This is a genomic window from Phocaeicola faecalis (assembly GCF_021730445.1).
Classification (GTDB): domain Bacteria; phylum Bacteroidota; class Bacteroidia; order Bacteroidales; family Bacteroidaceae; genus Phocaeicola; species Phocaeicola faecalis.
The window spans coordinates 471,869-489,161 of the sequence record NZ_JADNRM010000001.1 but is presented as its reverse complement, the minus strand read 5'-3'; the positions used below and the strand labels follow the sequence as shown (position 1 = coordinate 489,161).

The window sequence follows — 17,293 nt, the reverse complement described above, 5'->3', positions numbered from 1 at the left end:
TTTATTTATTGATTTTACTCCAGGTATCTTTTAAAGATACGGTGCGGTTGAACACCAGGTGTTCGGGCGTGGAGTCTTTGTCTACATTGAAATAACCGATGCGCTGGAACTGTAAGTAATCCAGTGGTTTGGCATCTGCGAGGTATTTCTCTACATAGCATTCGCTCAGGATATGTAATGAATCCGGGTTAATCATTTCTTTCATGGCTTCCAGTGCGTCGCAGTTTTTGGCTTCGCGGATGGCGGCCATTTCGTCACGCGGATTCTCTACCTTCCATAAGCGGTCATACAGGCGTACTTCCGCTTTCAGACAGTGGGCACAGCTCACCCAGTGCAGTGTGCCTTTTACCTTGCGGCTGCTGCCGGGCATACCGGTCTTGGTGTCGGGGTCGTATTCGGCATATACCTCCACCACGTTGCCTTCTTCGTCTTTCTTGCAACCGGTGCACTTTACGATGTATGCGTTTTTCAGGCGGACTTCCTGTCCCGGAGTCATACGGAAATATTTCTTCGGAGCGTCTTCCATGAAGTCTTCGCGTTCCATCCAAAGTTCACGGCTGAATTCGATGGTATGTGTGCCGGCTGTCGGGTCTTCGGGGTTGTTGATGGCTTCCATCTCTTCCACTTGGCCTTCCGGATAGTTGGTGATGATAAGCTTCACCGGATTGACTACGGCGGATACACGGGTGGCGCGGGTGTTCAAGTCTTCGCGTACCGCGCTCTCCAGCAGGGCGAAGTCGTTTAAGGCATCGTATGTGGTGTAACCGATTTTGTCAACGAAGTTGCGGATAGACTCGGGAGAATAACCACGGCGGCGGAAACCGCAGAGGGTCGGCATACGGGGGTCGTCCCAACCGTTCACCAAGTGTTCCTTAACCAGAATCAGCAGGTTACGCTTGCTCATCAGTGTGTAGTTCAGGTTCAGTTTATTGAACTCGTACTGATGGGGGCGGTTGTTGTTCAGGTCTTTCCCTTCTTTTACCCAATCCACAAACAAGTCGTAAAGCGGACGGTGGGGGACAAATTCCAGTGTACACAAAGAGTGGGTCACACCTTCGAAAAAGTCACTCTGTCCGTGGGCGAAGTCATACATCGGGTATGCCTTCCATGTTTCGCCTGTACGGTGATGGGGTGTTTTCACCACACGGTAGATGATAGGGTCACGGAAGTGCATATTGGGGCTTGCCATATCTATCTTGGCACGCAGCACCATCTTTCCTTCCTCTATTTCTCCGGTGTTCATCTTTTGGAACAGTTCGAGTGTCTCCTCTATCGGGCGGTTGCGGTAAGGGCTTTCCACACCCGGCTGGGTGGGTGTGCCTTTCTGTGCGGCAATCACTTCGGAGCTCTGTTCGTCTATATAAGCTTTTCCTTCCTTGATGAGACGAATGGCGAAGTCCCACAATTGTTGGAAGTAGTCGGATGCATAATATTCATTTCCCCATTGGAATCCGAGCCACTGGATATCTTCCTTGATGGCTTCCACATATTCCATATCTTCTTTGGTCGGGTTGGTGTCGTCGAAACGCAGGTTACATACTCCACCATAGCGTGCGGCTATCCCAAAATCCAGGCAAATGGCCTTGGCATGACCGATGTGGAGATAACCGTTGGGTTCCGGCGGGAAACGAGTTTGGACCTTTCCTCCGTTTTTACCTTCCTTCAGGTCGTTCTCTACTGCCTGTTCGATGAAGTTCAGACTTCTCTTTTCTGTAGCTTCTGTAGCGTTCATTTCAGTCATAGTGATATTAATTTTACACTTTAGGGTGCAAAAATACGTATTCTTTTTGGGATATGCGTTATTTCACGGGAATATATCCTCCCTTTTTTATAATATTTTGCCCCTCGGGGGAAAGTATATACTCGATGAAAGGGCTGACTTTCGCTTTGTCGGACACATTATAATAATAGTAGAGCGGGCGCACTATGGGGTATTGTCTTTTGGTTCCGTTTTCCAGGGTGGGCAGTACATAGTGTTTTCCTCCGTCATACGAAACGGCTATCGGCTTGACACGGTCCGACAGATAGGCGAGGCCTACATATCCGATGGCTCCCTTGGTTTGGCTGACAGACTGGATGACGGCGCCGGTTGCCGGCATGGAGAGGCTGCCGCTCATGTAGTTCTTGTTCTTCAGGACGCTTTCTTTAAAGAATTCGTATGTTCCCGAAGAGGTCTCGCGAGAGTAGACAATGATTTTCATATCGGGGCCTCCCACTTGTTTCCAGTTCACAATCTTGCCGCGGAAGATGTCCTCCAGCTGCTGCCGTGTAAGGCGGCTGACGGGGTTGTCCGGATGGACAATGACAGCAAGGGCATCGTAGGCGATAATCACTTCCTCCACTTCCTGTTTGGCCGCTTTCAGTTTCATTTTCTCGCTGAACTTGATGGGGCGTGAGGCCATGGCGATATCGGTGGTATAATCCATGAGGGCGGATATGCCTACTCCGGTTCCGCCGCCGGTGACGGTCACCCGCTGTTCGGGATAGGCATTCATAAATATTTCTGCAGTCTCTTGTGAGACGGGTAGTACGGTGTCGCTGCCTTTGATACGCTGTGCGGAAACATGGAAACAGGTCAGTAACGATAGTAAGAAAAACAATGTCTTGAATGGGCTCATAAGCTCTTATATTAATTTATTTGCAAAGAAAACGTTTTGAGATGTCATTTGTTTTACTTGTGTGTTACGATTCTGTTACGAGTGAAAAGTGACGGTACAGTGTCCGCCTTTTTTTTGTTTGTAACATCTTTGTAACACAATTGTAGCAAATGCTTCAAGCTTCTTTCATACCGTCTTAATATAAAGGAGCTTTTTTTGCATTCGGTTATTAATAGAAGACTAAAACTGTATGAAACGAGTTTGGGAAAAGATTATCGAAGGAATATTGACTTGCAGCGGCTTTATCACAAGCATCGCTATAGTGCTGATTGTCGTTTTTCTGTTTACAGAGGCATTCGGACTCTTTGGAAACAAGGTGATAGAAGAAGGGTATGTGCTGGCTGTCAACAAGGAAAATCCGGTCAGGAAACTGAGTGCGGTGCAAATTAAAGATGTGTTTGACGAAGAGATAACCAATTGGAGCGAAGTCGGCGGTTTCGATACCGGTATCAAGGTGTTCCGACTGGAAGATATCACTTCCTACTTTTCGGAAGAAGAGTTGGGCGCGGAATACGACAAGGCGGAAGCATGTATCAGTAAGATAGTGGCAGACAATCCGGGCATCATTGCTTTTGTTCCGGCTAAATTTATAGAAAAGGACTTCCCGGGACATTTGCTGGAAGACGGACATATTTCATTTTCGGAAGTGTTTGCCGGAAAAGAATGGTTTCCGACGGCAACTCCGGCTCCGCAGTTCGGCTTTGTCCCTTTGGTTATGGGAACGCTTTGGGTGAGTTTCTTCGCTATTCTCCTTGCCCTGCCGTTCGGCCTGTCTGTAGCTGTATATATGTCGGAAGTGGCAAGCAGCCGTACACGCGGATTTCTGAAGCCGGTTATCGAATTGCTGAGTGGCATACCGTCGGTGGTATATGGGTTTTTCGGACTGATAGTCATTGTGCCCCTCATCCAGAAGGTGTTTGACCTGCCGGTGGGAGAAACCGGCCTGGCGGGAAGCGTCGTGCTGGCTATCATGGCTTTGCCCACTATTATCACGGTGAGCGAGGATGCCATGCGCAATTGTCCGCGTGCCATGCGCGAAGCGAGTCTGGCCTTGGGAGCCACACACTGGCAGACCATCTGTAAAGTGGTGATTCCGTTTTCCATTTCCGGCATCACATCGGGAGTGGTACTGGGCATCGGACGTGCCATTGGCGAGACGATGGCTGTGCTGATGGTGACCGGCAATGCGGCTGTGATACCGACTACGATTCTGGAACCGCTACGCACGATTCCGGCAACGATTGCCGCCGAACTGGGAGAAGCCCCTGCCGGCGGTGCGCATTATGAGGCCCTGTTCCTGTTGGGGGTGGTGCTGTTCCTGATTACCATGATTATCAATTTCAGTGTAGAATATATATCATCCAAAACCGGAGCAAGTTCCGGAAGGAAGTCATAATACGATAGGAATATGAAAGAAAGTATATTTAATGCCCGCCAAGGGGTGCGCAAGAGACGTTCGCAGTGGATGGCGTTCGGAGTGTTCAAACTGCTGAGTTACAGCATTGTGCTGATTCTGTTCAGTATCTTGGGCTTTATCATATATAAAGGTATAGGAGTCATCAACTGGAAATTCCTCACTTCGCCTCCCAGCGACGGAATGACGGGAGGAGGTATCTGGCCGGCTATTGTGGGTACTTTTTATCTGATGGCAGGCAGTGCTTTGTTTGCTTTTCCTGTGGGCGTGATGAGCGGTATTTATATGAACGAATATGCTCCGAAAGGCAAGTTAGTCCGTTTCATACGGGTGATGACAAACAACCTGAGTGGCATTCCGTCCATTGTCTTCGGCTTGTTCGGTATGGCACTGTTTGTGAAATATCTGGGCTTCGGCGACAGTATTCTGGCGGGTTCACTCACGTTGGGCTTGCTTTGTGTGCCGTTGGTCATTCGCACCACCGAGGAGGCTCTGAAAGCCATTCCGGACAGTTACCGCGAAGGCAGTCTGGCGTTGGGGGCTACCAAACTGCAAACCATCTGGCATGTGATTCTTCCGATGGGAATGCCCAATATCATCACGGGACTTATCCTTGCAATGGGAAGGGTATCGGGTGAAACCGCACCCATCCTGTTCACTTGTGCCGCTTACTTCCTGCCGCAGTTGCCGCATAGCATATTAGACCAGTGTATGGCCCTTCCTTATCACCTTTATGTCATATCGACCAGTGGAACCGACATGGAGTCGCAATTGCCCATTGCTTACGGAACCGCTTTGGTGCTTATTTTCATTATTCTGGTCATCAACTTACTGGCAAACGGACTTCGCAGGTATTTCTCAAATAAACTAAAAACGAATTAATCTATAATATATGAATAAGATAGATGCGCGACATGTGAATTTCTTCTATGGAGATTTTCAGGCATTGAAAGATATCAGTATGACGATTGAAGAGAAAGCGGTAGTGGCTTTTATCGGTCCGTCGGGATGTGGAAAATCTACCTTTCTCCGCCTCTTCAACCGTATGAACGATTTGATTCCCGGTGCACGCCTGGAAGGGGAGATACGGATAGACGGCATGGACATCTATGATAAATCCGTGCAAGTGGACGAACTCCGAAAGAATGTGGGGATGGTGTTTCAGCGTCCCAATCCTTTTCCGAAAAGTATTTTCGAAAACGTGGCCTATGGGCTGCGGGTGAATGGGGTGAAGGACAATGAGTTTATCCGTCACCGGGTGGAGGAAACATTAAAGGGGGCTGCCCTGTGGGATGAGGTGAAGAATAAGTTGAAAGAGTCGGCCTTTGCCCTTTCGGGCGGGCAGCAGCAGCGTTTGTGCATAGCGCGTGCCATGGCTGTATCGCCTTCTGTCCTGCTCATGGACGAACCTGCGTCGGCACTCGACCCCATTTCCACTGCCAAGGTGGAAGAACTGATTCATGAACTGAAGAAGGAATATACCATCGTTATTGTCACCCATAATATGCAGCAGGCGGCGCGTGTCAGTGATAAGACCGCTTTCTTCTACATGGGCTCGATGGTGGAATATGACGATACGAAGAAGATTTTTACAAACCCAAGCAAAGAGGCTACCCAGAACTACATTACGGGGCGCTTCGGATGATGGGGGTACCATCAGGAACAGAATATAAAAGAAAGATGATATTATGGTGAAATTTATAGAATCAGAACTAACCTCACTGAAAAAAGAGGTGAACGAGATGTGGACACTGGTGTATAACCAATTGGACAGGGCCGGAGAATCGGTACTGACATTCAACCGTGATTTGGCGCAACAAGTGATTGTCCGCGAAAAGCGGGTCAATGCTTTCGAACTGAAGATAGACAGTGATGTGGAAGATACCATTGCCCTTTATAATCCGGTGGCGATAGATTTGCGCTTTGTATTAGCCATGTTCAAGATAAACAACGACCTGGAACGATTGGGAGACTTTGCCGAGGGCATTGCCCGCTTTGTGGTGAGAAGCGATGAAACGGCCCTCGACGGAGAATTACTCCGCGAACTGCGGATAGAGGAGATGCAAAGACAAGTGCTCGGTATGCTCGAAATGACCAAGACAGCACTGAATGAAGAAAATTTGGATTTGGCGTTGACCGTCTTCAGCAAAGACAATTTGCTGGATCAGATTAATGCGGATGCTCCGGGTGTGCTGACTGCATATCTTGAAAAGCACCCCGATTGTTTTTTAACCTGCCTGGAACTGGGAACTGTGATTCGCAAACTCGAAAGGGCAGGAGACCATATAACGAATATTGCTGAAGAGATTGTTTTTTTTATAGACGCAAAAGTCTTAAAGCATAGCGGAAAAGTGGATGAACATTTCATGGGGAAAGAAAAAAAACAATAAAATGTGTTCATTCGCCAAATTTTTGTTATCTTTGTCAACATAACAGGGCAGATAAAGGGCTTTCAGTTCGTAAATAGCCAAAAAAGACAGAAAAGTCTAAAAACATGTTGTATGGCATAGTTTTTTATTTGGCTGGTTTAAAAAAAGGCTCGATATTTGCAACGTTATCCTGAAAACAATCTTTTTACCTTAAAAAAAACTAATACCTATTGAAAACTTAAAAAGGGGGCTTTGTGAAAAGACCCCTTTTTTATTACTCTCTGTCTGAGGGGAGTATTTGTTATATTTCACCTAAATATTGGTCAAAACGTAAGATTTCTGTTTTTATTAGCTTATATTAGCAACTTCTTTTTAAGTTAATGATTAAATTTGCACTCTCATATATATAAGATACCGGTAAAAAGAATGGAGAATAAATATATAAAGTCATTTTTATTGATTTGGGTGTTGATGATTGGTACGCTTACCGCATCTGCCCAAAAAATACAAGGCGTTGTAACTGACTCATTAACCAATGAACCAATCCCTTATGCTTCTGTGTATTATGATGGTAAAGGAGTGGGTGGAATAACGGACGCCGACGGGCGTTATAGTGTGGAAACACGCCAGGGATGGAACAAACTGACGTTCTCGTCGGTGGGGTATGTCAACAAGGTGGTGACCATCATTCCCGGAGTGACCAAGACGATGAATGTAAAGTTGCGTCCGGATGATATCGAGTTGCAGGAGGTAATCGTGAAGCCTAAACGCGAAAAGTATTCCCGTAAGAATAATCCGGCCGTGGAGATGATGAAGAAGGTCATTGCCCATAAGCGAAACAACAAGCTGGACGAAAATGATTACTATCAATACAATAAGTATCAGAAGATTACGATGGCTCTCAATGATGTTACTCCCGAAATGTTGGAAAAAGGGATGTATAAGAAGATGCCTTTTTTGAAAGACCAGATTGAACTGTGCGAGGAAACAAGCAAGTTTATTCTTCCCATCTCTGTGGACGAAACGGCCTCGCAGAAAATCTATCGTAAGCATCCGAAGAGTGAGAAGAATATCATTAAAGGTATGAGCTCATCGGGGGTGAACGAACTGTTTGCCACGGGGGATATGCTGAGCACGGTATTGAAAGACGTATTTACGGATGTGAACATATATGATGACGATATCCGCTTGTTGCAATATCCGTTTATCAGTCCTATTTCTTCCAGTGATGCCATTTCTTTCTATAAGTATTATATCATGGACACGACGTATGTGGACAAGGATCGTTGTTTCCATTTGACGTTTGTTCCCAATAACTCACAGGATTTTGGCTTTACCGGACACTTGTATGTATTGGCCGACTCTAGTTACACGGTGAAGAAGTGTACCATGAACTTGCCTAAGAAATCAGGTGTGAACTTTGTCGACAACATGGATATCATTCAGGAATTTGAGCAACTGCCGAATGGCGAATGGGTGCTGAAAACGGATGATATGATTGTGGAGCTGACACTGATGAAAATCATGCAGGGATTTCAAATCCGGAGAACGACGCGCTATTCGGACTATGCCTTTGATGAACTGCCGCAACAGTTGTTCAAGAGGAAGGGGTCCGAAATAAAGGAGGCGGATGCCATGATGCGGGGAGAGGACTTCTGGAACCAGTACCGGCAGGTGCCGCTGACAGAGACGGAAAGTTCGATGGACATGCTGGTCAAGCGCTTGGAGCAGATGCCCGGCTTTAAATATGTGATATTTGTATTGAAGGCGTTTATTGAGAACTTTGTGGAAACCGGAACGAAAGACCACCCGAGCAAGGTGGATATAGGTCCGGTGAATACCATGATTTCGAATAACTATATAGACGGTCTCCGCCTGCGTATGAGTGCGCAGACCACGGCAAACCTGAATCCGCATTTATTCTTTAAGGGCTATTATGCATACGGTTTCAAGGACCACCGCTCCAAGTATATGGCCGAAATGGAATATTCTTTCAATAAGAAGGAGTATCTGCCGCGCGAGTTCCCGAAAAACTCCATCACCCTGAGTTATCAGTATGATGTGATGTCGCCGACAGACAAGTTCCTGAAAACGGATAAGGACAATGTGTTTGTGTCATTCAAGACGTCTACGGTAGACCAGATGTCTTATGTGCGCAATATTGCATTGAAATATGAGAATGAAACCCAATACGGATTGAAGACTACCGTAGAGGTGAAGCACAGTAAGGATGAGCCTACCGGAGGATTGGCTTACATAACCAATGATGATAAGAAAACGCTGATACCTGAAATACAGACGATGGAGGCTTCGTTGGCTTTCCGTTATGCGCCGGGAGAGACTTACATCAATACCAAGCAACGTCGTTTGCCGGTGTCTTTTGATGCGCCGGTGTTCACACTGTCGCATACGACCGGTTTTAAGGGTGTCTTTGGAGGCGAGTATAATTATAATCTGACTGAGGTGGGTTTGTACAAGCGTTTCTGGTTCTCTTCATGGGGCAAGATAGATATGTTCCTGAAGGGAGGGGCACAGTGGAATAAGGTGCCGTTCCCATTGCTGATTATGCCGGCGGCCAACTTGTCATATATTCTTCAGCGTGAGACTTTCAACCTGGTCAATAACATGGAATTCTTGAATGACCGTTATGCTTCGTTTGATATCTCATGGGATTTGAATGGTAAGATATTCAATCGGATTCCGTTGCTGAAGAAGTTGAAATGGCGTGAGGCTATCGGTTTCAAGATGCTGTACGGTCATTTGACGGACAAGAATAATCCGTTGAAGAATCCGGGTGACAGCGAACTGTTCCTGTTCCCGACGCGCGACGGTCATCCCACCAGTTTTGTGATGAATCCCAAAACGCCTTATATGGAATGCTCGGTAGGTATTCATAATATCTTCAAGATATTACATATCGACTATGTACGCCGTCTCAACTATCTGGACAATCCGGGTGCCAATAAATGGGGTATCCGATTAATGGTGATGATGACCTTCTAATCAGACTGTTGTTCCGGTTATCCGGAAAACCATTTCTGTTATATTCTTGAAATGCCCCTGTCGTTTGAATAAAATGCAGGGGCACTTTTTTATGTCAGTGGGTCGGTTGAAGGCATTATTTTATTAACTTTGCAACATCAGTATAACTAGATACAACTATGGCACAACCGTTAGCAGAACGCCTGCGTCCGAAGACGCTGGATGATTATATAGGACAGAAGCACCTGGTAGGACAGGGGGCTATTCTGAGAAAGATGATTGATGCAGGGCGCATTTCCTCTTTCATACTTTGGGGCCCTCCGGGGGTGGGAAAGACCACATTGGCACAAATTATCGCCAATAAGTTGGAAACGCCTTTCTATACGTTGAGTGCCGTCACTTCGGGTGTGAAGGATGTGCGCGATGTGATAGAGAAGGCAAAAAGCAACCGCTTCTTCTCGCAGGCCAGTCCTATCTTGTTTATAGATGAAATTCACCGTTTCAGCAAATCACAGCAGGATTCGTTGCTGGGAGCAGTAGAGACCGGAGTGGTGACATTGATTGGAGCTACTACCGAGAATCCCTCTTTCGAAGTGATTCGTCCGTTACTGTCCCGCTGTCAATTATATGTGCTGAAGTCATTGGAGAAAGATGATTTGCTGGAGCTCCTGCATATTGCCATTACCAAGGACGCTATTCTGAAAGAGAAGAATATCGAGCTGAAGGAAACGGACGCGATGCTGCGCTTTTCGGGCGGAGATGCCCGTAAGCTTCTGAATATACTGGAGCTGGTGGTTGAGGCTGATACCGACAGCGAGGCGATAGTGATAACCGATGAAAAGGTGACAGAACGCTTGCAGCAGAATCCATTGGCTTATGATAAGGATGGTGAGATGCATTATGATATTATATCCGCTTTCATTAAGTCTATCCGGGGCAGTGACCCCGACGGTGCGCTTTACTGGCTGGCGAGGATGGTGGAAGGCGGGGAAGATCCGGCTTTCATTGCCCGAAGGTTGGTGATATCGGCGGCGGAAGATATCGGACTTGCCAATCCGAATGCATTGCTGCTGGCAAATACGGCTTTTGATGCAGTGATGAAGATAGGTTGGCCCGAAGGACGTATTCCCTTGGCAGAGGCGACCGTATATCTGGCTACCAGTCCGAAGAGCAATTCTGCTTATGAGGGAATCAACAGTGCATTGGAGTTGGTGCGCTCGACTGGAAACCTGCCTGTGCCGTTGCATTTGCGCAATGCTCCTACCAAGTTGATGAAACAATTGGGGTATGGAAAGGATTATAAATATGCGCATGCCTATCAGGGAAACTTCGTGAACCAGCAGTTTTTGCCTGATGAGATAAAAGACAGCCGGATTTGGCATCCGCAGAATAATGCTCAGGAAGTAAAGCTGAAAGAACGGATGCAAGGGCTCTGGGGAGATAAGTTTAAAGAATAATTATAATAAAAAGATATGAAAATAGTAGTTTTGGATGGTTATGGGTTAAATCCCGGCGATTTATCATGGAAGGGGATGGAGGCATTGGGTGAACTGACGGTTTACGACCGTACTGCTCCCGATGAGTTGATGGAACGCTCTGCCGGAGCGGAAGTGCTTATCACCAATAAGACGGTGATTACTGCAGAAAATATGGCGGCATTGCCTGCATTGAAATATATCGGTGTCTTGGCTACCGGATATAATATAGTGGATGTGGCGGCTGCCAGGGAACGTGGCATCATTGTGACAAATATACCTGCCTACAGTACCGCTTCTGTGGCGCAGATGGTATTTGCCCATCTTCTGAACATTACCCAGCGTGTGGGACATTATGCTCATGACAATCGTCGGGGGCGTTGGGCAGACAATCCCGATTTCTGCTATTGGGACACCGGACTGACGGAGTTGGACGGAAAGAAAATCGGTATTGTCGGATTGGGAAATACGGGAAAGGCGACAGCGCGCATCGCTTCCGCTTTTGGGATGAAGGTGTGTGCATACACTTCGAAAGCACAGTCTCAGTTGCCTGAAGGAATACAAAAAATGGAATTGGACGAGCTGTTTCGTGAGTGTGATGTGGTGAGCCTGCACTGTCCGCTGACCGCAGAAACCAAAGAATTGGTCAATGCGGCTCGTCTTGCGGTTATGAAGCCCACTGCCATACTGGTCAATACCGGTCGCGGTCCGCTGGTGAATGAAAGAGACTTGGCGGATGCGCTGAATAAGGGAGTGATTGCTGCTGCCGGTCTGGATGTGCTCTGCTCCGAACCGCCCGAACACGACAACCCGTTGCTGACGGCCAGAAACTGTTTTGTCACTCCTCACATCGCCTGGGCAACCAAAGAAGCCCGCATGCGCCTGATGGACATTGCGGTGGAGAACCTGAAAGGATATATGAATCATGAAATAGTAAACAACGTAGCGAAATGAAAGAAGATAGAGTGGCAAAAGCAGTGGCTTTGTTTAAAGAAGGATATAATTGTTCACAATCCGTTGTCGCCGCCTTTGCCGACGAGTACGGTTTTACGCGCGAACAGGCGTTGCGGATGGCTGCTTCATTCGGAGGCGGCATAGGACGTATGCGTGAAACATGTGGGGCCGCTTGCGGTATGTTTCTGCTTGCCGGACTCGAAACCGGCGCTACAGAAGGCAGTGACCGTGCGGGAAAGGCTGCCAATTATGCGCTGGTGCAGGAATTGGCGGAAGAGTTCAAACGCAGAAACGGTGCCTTGAGATGTTCCGATTTGTTGGGATTAAGTAAAAAAGAACCGGTTGTTTCTACTCCCGAAGCCCGCACGGAGCAGTATTATGCCAAGCGTCCGTGTGTAAAGATGGTAGAAGAAGCCGCTAAAATTTGGAGTGAATATCTCGAAAACCATAAAAAATAGCTGCGAAAATCGCTTTTTCTTATAGAAAACAAAACTTTTTTGAATCAAACGTGTTGAACAACATAATTTTGTGTATCTTTGCAACCGATAAGAAACACAAACATTCGCCAACATTAAAAGCGGATGCGGATTAACGTTTAACTAAAAGTAAATCGAAAATGTTGAAAGAAAAAGCTGGTGCTCTTGCCGGACAGATCTGGGAAGCACTGAACGGAACCGAAGGTTTAACACAAAAACAAATCAAAAAGGCTGCGAAATTGAAAGCTGATAAGGATTTTTATCTTGGTTTGGGTTGGTTGTTAAGAGAAGACAAAGTGGAAACTTCTGAAGTAGAAGGTGAAGTCTTTGTAAAATTGGTGTAAACAAGAAAAAGAAACTCATAAAAAAATGCGTTGGCACATCGTTTTTATATGTAGCCAACGCATTTTTTTGTATATTTGCGCGAAATTTAAACGACGAAGATGAAGAATATCCGTAACTTTTGTATTATTGCACATATCGACCATGGAAAATCAACCTTGGCCGACCGTCTGCTGGAGTTCACCAATACCATTCAAGTGACTGAAGGGCAGATGTTGGATGATATGGATTTGGAGAAAGAACGAGGCATTACCATTAAGAGTCATGCCATCCAGATGGAGTATACCTATAAGGGAGAAAAATATATTCTCAACCTGATTGACACTCCGGGGCACGTGGACTTCTCTTATGAGGTCTCGCGTTCGATTGCTGCCTGCGAAGGGGCTTTGCTGGTAGTGGATGCTTCGCAGGGAGTACAGGCACAGACTATTTCCAACCTTTATATGGCATTGGAGCACGACCTCGAAATTATTCCCGTGATGAACAAGTGTGATATGGCAAGTGCAATGCCCGAAGAAGTGGAAGATGAGATAATCGACCTGCTGGGCTGCAAACGTGAAGATATCATTCGTGCATCAGGCAAGACCGGTATGGGAGTTGAAGATATTCTGGCCGCTGTAATCGAACGCGTACCGCATCCGGTGGGCGATGACGAAGCTCCGCTCCAAGCCTTGATTTTCGACTCTGTATTCAATTCGTTCCGTGGTATCATAGCCTATTTCAAGATAGAGAACGGAGTGATACGTAAGGGAGACAAAGTGAAGTTCTTCAATACGGGTAAGGAATATGATGCTGATGAAATCGGAGTTCTGAAAATGGATATGGTGCCTCGTAACGAGTTGCGCACCGGCGATGTGGGATATATCATTTCGGGTATCAAGACATCACGTGAAGTGAAGGTGGGAGATACCATTACCCATATTGCCCGTCCTTGCGAGAAGGCGATTGCCGGATTTGAGGAAGTGAAGCCGATGGTGTTTGCGGGAGTTTATCCGATTGAAGCGGAAGATTATGAAAATCTTCGTGCTTCGCTTGAGAAACTCCAGTTGAATGATGCTTCATTGACGTTCCAGCCTGAGTCTTCATTGGCTTTGGGTTTTGGGTTCCGTTGCGGTTTCTTGGGATTGCTGCACATGGAGATTGTACAGGAGCGTTTGGACCGTGAGTTCGATATGAATGTGATTACTACTGTTCCGAATGTATCGTATATGATATATGACAAGCAGGGACATGCCAATGAGGTGCATAACCCCGGAGGTATGCCGGACCCGACTCTGATTGACCATATCGAGGAGCCTTATATTGATGCTACCGTGATAACTGCGACCGATTATATCGGCCCTATTATGACTTTGTGTCTGGGCAAGCGCGGAGAACTGGTGCGTCAAAATTATGTATCGGGCAACCGTGTGGAGATACATTACAGAATGCCGTTGGGAGAGATTGTGATTGATTTTTATGATAAGTTGAAGAGTATTTCCAAGGGGTATGCTTCATTTGACTATCATCAGTCCGGTTTCCGCCCTTCTAAACTGGTGAAACTGGATATCCTGTTGAACGGTGAGTCGGTGGATGCTCTTTCTACATTGACACATGTCGACAATGCTTACGACTTGGGTAAGCGGATGTGTGAGAAACTGAAGGAGCTGATTCCGCGCCAACAGTTTGATATTGCTATTCAGGCGGCTATCGGTGCAAAGATTATCTCGCGTGAGACGATAAAGGCTGTCCGTAAAGATGTAACGGCAAAATGTTACGGTGGTGACGTGAGCCGTAAACGTAAATTGCTTGAAAAGCAAAAGAAGGGTAAAAAGCGCATGAAGCAGATTGGTAATGTGGAAGTACCGCAGAAAGCGTTCCTTGCTGTATTGAAGCTGGATTAAAAAAAGTAAAATACCCGGAATGATTGTCGCTGTCAGCAGAACTTTCAAGGCAATCATTCCATTTATTATATAATCTTTAAATAAATATAAATGAGAAAAGTTCTGTCTTTTTCGGCCTTTCTGATGATGGGTCTTTTGGTGTCTCAAGTCTTGCCGGGTGCGGTAGGCGAGGGGTACACCACCATAAAGAGTGTGTCTGATGTGTTGCTCTACATCTGCTTGAGTTTTATCATGATTAATGTCGGTCGTGAGTTTGTCATGGATAAGACGAGATGGAAGAGTTATGCTGAGGATTATTTTATTGCAATGGCTACGGCAGCGATGCCTTGGATTTTGATAGCCGTTTATTATGTATTTGTTTTGTTACCGCCCGAATATTGGCATAGTTGGGAAGCATGGAAAGAGAATCTTCTGTTAAGCCGTTTTGCGGCTCCCACTTCTGCCGGTATCCTGTTTACCATGTTGGCGGCTCTCGGATTAAAATCAAGTTGGATTTATAAAAAGATTCAGGTATTGGCCATCTTTGATGACCTGGATACTATCTTGCTGATGATTCCGTTGCAAATAATGATGGTGGGACTGCGCTGGCAGTTGATTATCATTGTTTTAGTAGTGTTCATATTGCTTTCTATCGGTTGGAAACAGTTGGGGAAATACAATTGGAGGCAAGACTGGAAAGCCATTTTCTTTTACTCGGTCATGGTTTTCGCCGTTACACAGTTGGTGTATATGGTGAGCAAGCACTTTTATGGAGACGAAGGAAGTATCCATATTGAGGTGTTGTTGCCGGCTTTCGTTCTGGGTATGATTATGAAACATAAGGAGATAGATACTCCTTTGGAGCATAAAGTGTCTACCGGCGTCTCTTTCTTGTTCATGTTTCTGGTGGGTATGAGTATGCCTCTCTTTATCGGAGTGGATTTTTCGGAGGCGCATAGCGGTACTCATTCCATTACCGGCTCACAAGAGATGATGTCCTGGGGAATGATTATTTATCATGTGGTAATCGTGTCTTTGTTGTCGAATATCGGAAAACTGTTTCCGGTGCTGTTCTATAGAGACCGTAAGTTGAGCGAGCGCCTTGCTTTATCTATCGGTATGTTTACCCGTGGAGAAGTGGGAGCGGGAATCATCTTTATTGCATTGGGATATAATTTAGGCGGCCCTGCACTGGTAATTTCTGTGTTAACTCTTGTGCTAAATTTAATTTTAACTAGTATATTTGTACTGTGGGTGAAAAACCTTGCATTGCGAAGTTATAACGGCTGACATATACTTTGTAAGAAGAGTATTTTATACAAACAATAAAGCGTTCCTTTCTGTTATTGAATTCAAAGATAACAGGAAGGTTCGTGTTTTATAAGAATTTATCACGAATCTAATATTATAACAGAGAAAGACATGGAAAAACTCAAAATCGGAAACATGAATGTTTCGTTTCTAAGTGCTACTCGGTATCACATTAATGGGGGAATTCTATTGATGGTTATCGTACTTCTGGCGATGATTATAGCCAATTCGCCCTGGGGAGATGCTTATGCGGCCTTTTGGAATAAAGAGGTGCATCTTCAGATAGGGGAATTCAATTTATTCAGTCATAACGGGAGCCACATGACCTTGATGAATTTTATCAATGATGCCTTGATGACTATTTTCTTCTTTAGTGTGGGACTGGAGATTAAGCGTGAAACATTGGTGGGTGAGTTGTCCAGCTTTCGACAGGCTTTGCTGCCGATAGTGGCGGCTTGCGGAGGTATGATTGTTCCGGTTATTATCTATTATTATATGACATCGGGTACAGATGCCGAGAGCGGTCTGGCTATTCCGATGGCTACGGATATTGCTTTTTCTCTGGGGGTGCTGAGTTTATTCGGCAACCGGGTACCTATCAGTCTGAAGATATTTCTGACCGCTTTTGCCGTGGTAGATGATATTGGCGGCATTCTGGTAATAGCCTTGTTTTATTCCTCCCATCTGGATGTGAATTTCTTGTTGTATTCTTTTGGAGTGCTTTTTGTGCTTTGTGCCGGCAATCATTTGCATATACACAATCGTTGGTTCTATCTTCTGCTGGGGCTGGTGATGTGGTACCTGTTCTTACAAAGCGGCATTCATGCCACTATTGCAGGGGTGATAGTAGCGTTTACGATTCCGGCTACGCCACATTATAAGATAGGTAGGTACATCAACCGCATAAAGGAGAACATAGAGATATTTCCGAGCACGGACAAGGAAGGCATTATTCTGAGCAAGTTGCAAATAAATGTATTGAAGAGCATTGAATCGGCTTCCGACAGGGTGATTTCTCCTTTGCAGTCATTGGAAGACAGTTTGCATGGATTAGTGAATTATGTGATTATTCCTTTGTTTGCCTTTGCCAATGCCGGTGTGGTGCTGACGGCCGGTCATGGGGGAATAGAAGTGGGAACCCCCACATGGGCGGTCATGGTGGGATTGGTAGTCGGTAAATTTATCGGCATTTACTCTTTTACATGGCTTATTGTCAGAAGTGGATTGGCTAGCATGGCTAGAGGCATGAACTGGGTGAACCTGTCGGGTATCTGCTTGTTGGGAGGTATCGGTTTTACTGTTTCCCTGTTTATCGCCAATTTATCATTCGAAACGTCTCCGATTCTTTTGAGTCAGGCAAAATTAGGTGTTTTGGGCGGTACAATCATAGCCGGTATGTTGGGCTATATCGTTTTGCATTTTACGCTGCCGAAAAAGACGTTGTCTTAACG

14 protein-coding genes are annotated in these 17,293 nt (G+C 45.9%); 12 read left to right on the top strand and 2 right to left on the bottom strand.

From position 1 onward, the window contains the following. Position 1 precedes the first annotated feature (1 nt). The gene (locus tag IR173_RS02075) at positions 2-1,741 is read right to left on the bottom strand and encodes a glutamine--tRNA ligase/YqeY domain fusion protein (protein WP_237038026.1); all 1,740 of its coding nucleotides are present in this window, start codon (positions 1,739-1,741) and stop codon (positions 2-4) included. A 58-nt stretch (positions 1,742-1,799) separates the two neighbouring features. Continuing rightward, positions 1,800-2,618 carry a PstS family phosphate ABC transporter substrate-binding protein gene (locus IR173_RS02070; RefSeq protein WP_237038025.1) on the bottom strand — a complete coding sequence of 273 codons (819 nt, stop codon included), beginning with the start codon at positions 2,616-2,618 and terminating at the stop codon, positions 1,800-1,802. Between the two features lie 229 nt (positions 2,619-2,847). On the opposite strand from IR173_RS02070, the gene pstC reads away from it, so the two are divergent. From pstC to nhaA, 12 genes are all read left to right on the top strand, one after another. Next, positions 2,848-4,053 (top strand): phosphate ABC transporter permease subunit PstC, encoded by a 1,206-nt coding sequence (gene pstC / locus IR173_RS02065; protein ID WP_237038024.1) that lies wholly within the window; start codon positions 2,848-2,850, stop codon positions 4,051-4,053. Between the two features lie 12 nt (positions 4,054-4,065). Continuing rightward, positions 4,066-4,953 carry a phosphate ABC transporter permease PstA gene (gene pstA, locus IR173_RS02060; RefSeq protein ID WP_237038023.1) on the top strand — a complete coding sequence of 296 codons (888 nt, stop codon included), beginning with the start codon at positions 4,066-4,068 and terminating at the stop codon, positions 4,951-4,953. A 10-nt stretch (positions 4,954-4,963) separates the two neighbouring features. Further along, positions 4,964-5,716 carry a phosphate ABC transporter ATP-binding protein PstB gene (gene pstB, locus IR173_RS02055; RefSeq protein ID WP_237038022.1) on the top strand — a complete coding sequence of 251 codons (753 nt, stop codon included), beginning with the start codon at positions 4,964-4,966 and terminating at the stop codon, positions 5,714-5,716. 43 nt (positions 5,717-5,759) lie between these two features. Next, positions 5,760-6,461 carry a phosphate signaling complex protein PhoU gene (gene phoU / locus IR173_RS02050; RefSeq protein WP_237038021.1) on the top strand — a complete coding sequence of 234 codons (702 nt, stop codon included), beginning with the start codon at positions 5,760-5,762 and terminating at the stop codon, positions 6,459-6,461. A gap of 405 nt (positions 6,462-6,866) precedes the next feature. After that, complete coding sequence (locus IR173_RS02045) at positions 6,867-9,443, top strand: DUF5686 and carboxypeptidase-like regulatory domain-containing protein (RefSeq protein WP_237038020.1); 2,577 nt, start codon at positions 6,867-6,869, stop codon at positions 9,441-9,443. Between the two features lie 158 nt (positions 9,444-9,601). Then, on the top strand, positions 9,602-10,879 hold the full coding sequence (locus IR173_RS02040) for a replication-associated recombination protein A (protein ID WP_237038019.1): 1,278 nt from the start codon (positions 9,602-9,604) through the stop codon (positions 10,877-10,879). A 15-nt stretch (positions 10,880-10,894) separates the two neighbouring features. Beyond that, positions 10,895-11,851 (top strand): D-2-hydroxyacid dehydrogenase, encoded by a 957-nt coding sequence (locus tag IR173_RS02035; RefSeq protein WP_237038018.1) that lies wholly within the window; start codon positions 10,895-10,897, stop codon positions 11,849-11,851. Beyond that, positions 11,848-12,309, top strand: coding sequence for a C-GCAxxG-C-C family protein (locus IR173_RS02030; protein ID WP_237038017.1), 462 nt, complete (start codon positions 11,848-11,850; stop codon positions 12,307-12,309). Before IR173_RS02035 ends, IR173_RS02030 begins: the two co-directional genes overlap by 4 nt. Positions 12,310-12,467: 158 nt before the next feature. Then, positions 12,468-12,671, top strand: coding sequence for a winged helix-turn-helix domain-containing protein (locus IR173_RS02025; RefSeq protein ID WP_005937362.1), 204 nt, complete (start codon positions 12,468-12,470; stop codon positions 12,669-12,671). A 99-nt stretch (positions 12,672-12,770) separates the two neighbouring features. Next, positions 12,771-14,552, top strand: coding sequence for a translation elongation factor 4 (lepA, locus tag IR173_RS02020; RefSeq protein WP_237038016.1), 1,782 nt, complete (start codon positions 12,771-12,773; stop codon positions 14,550-14,552). 90 nt (positions 14,553-14,642) lie between these two features. Continuing rightward, entirely contained in the window at positions 14,643-15,821 is a 1,179-nt protein-coding gene (locus IR173_RS02015) for a cation:proton antiporter (protein WP_237038015.1), read from the top strand. A gap of 132 nt (positions 15,822-15,953) precedes the next feature. Further along, positions 15,954-17,291, top strand: coding sequence for a Na+/H+ antiporter NhaA (gene nhaA, locus IR173_RS02010; protein WP_237038014.1), 1,338 nt, complete (start codon positions 15,954-15,956; stop codon positions 17,289-17,291). Positions 17,292-17,293 lie beyond the last annotated feature (2 nt).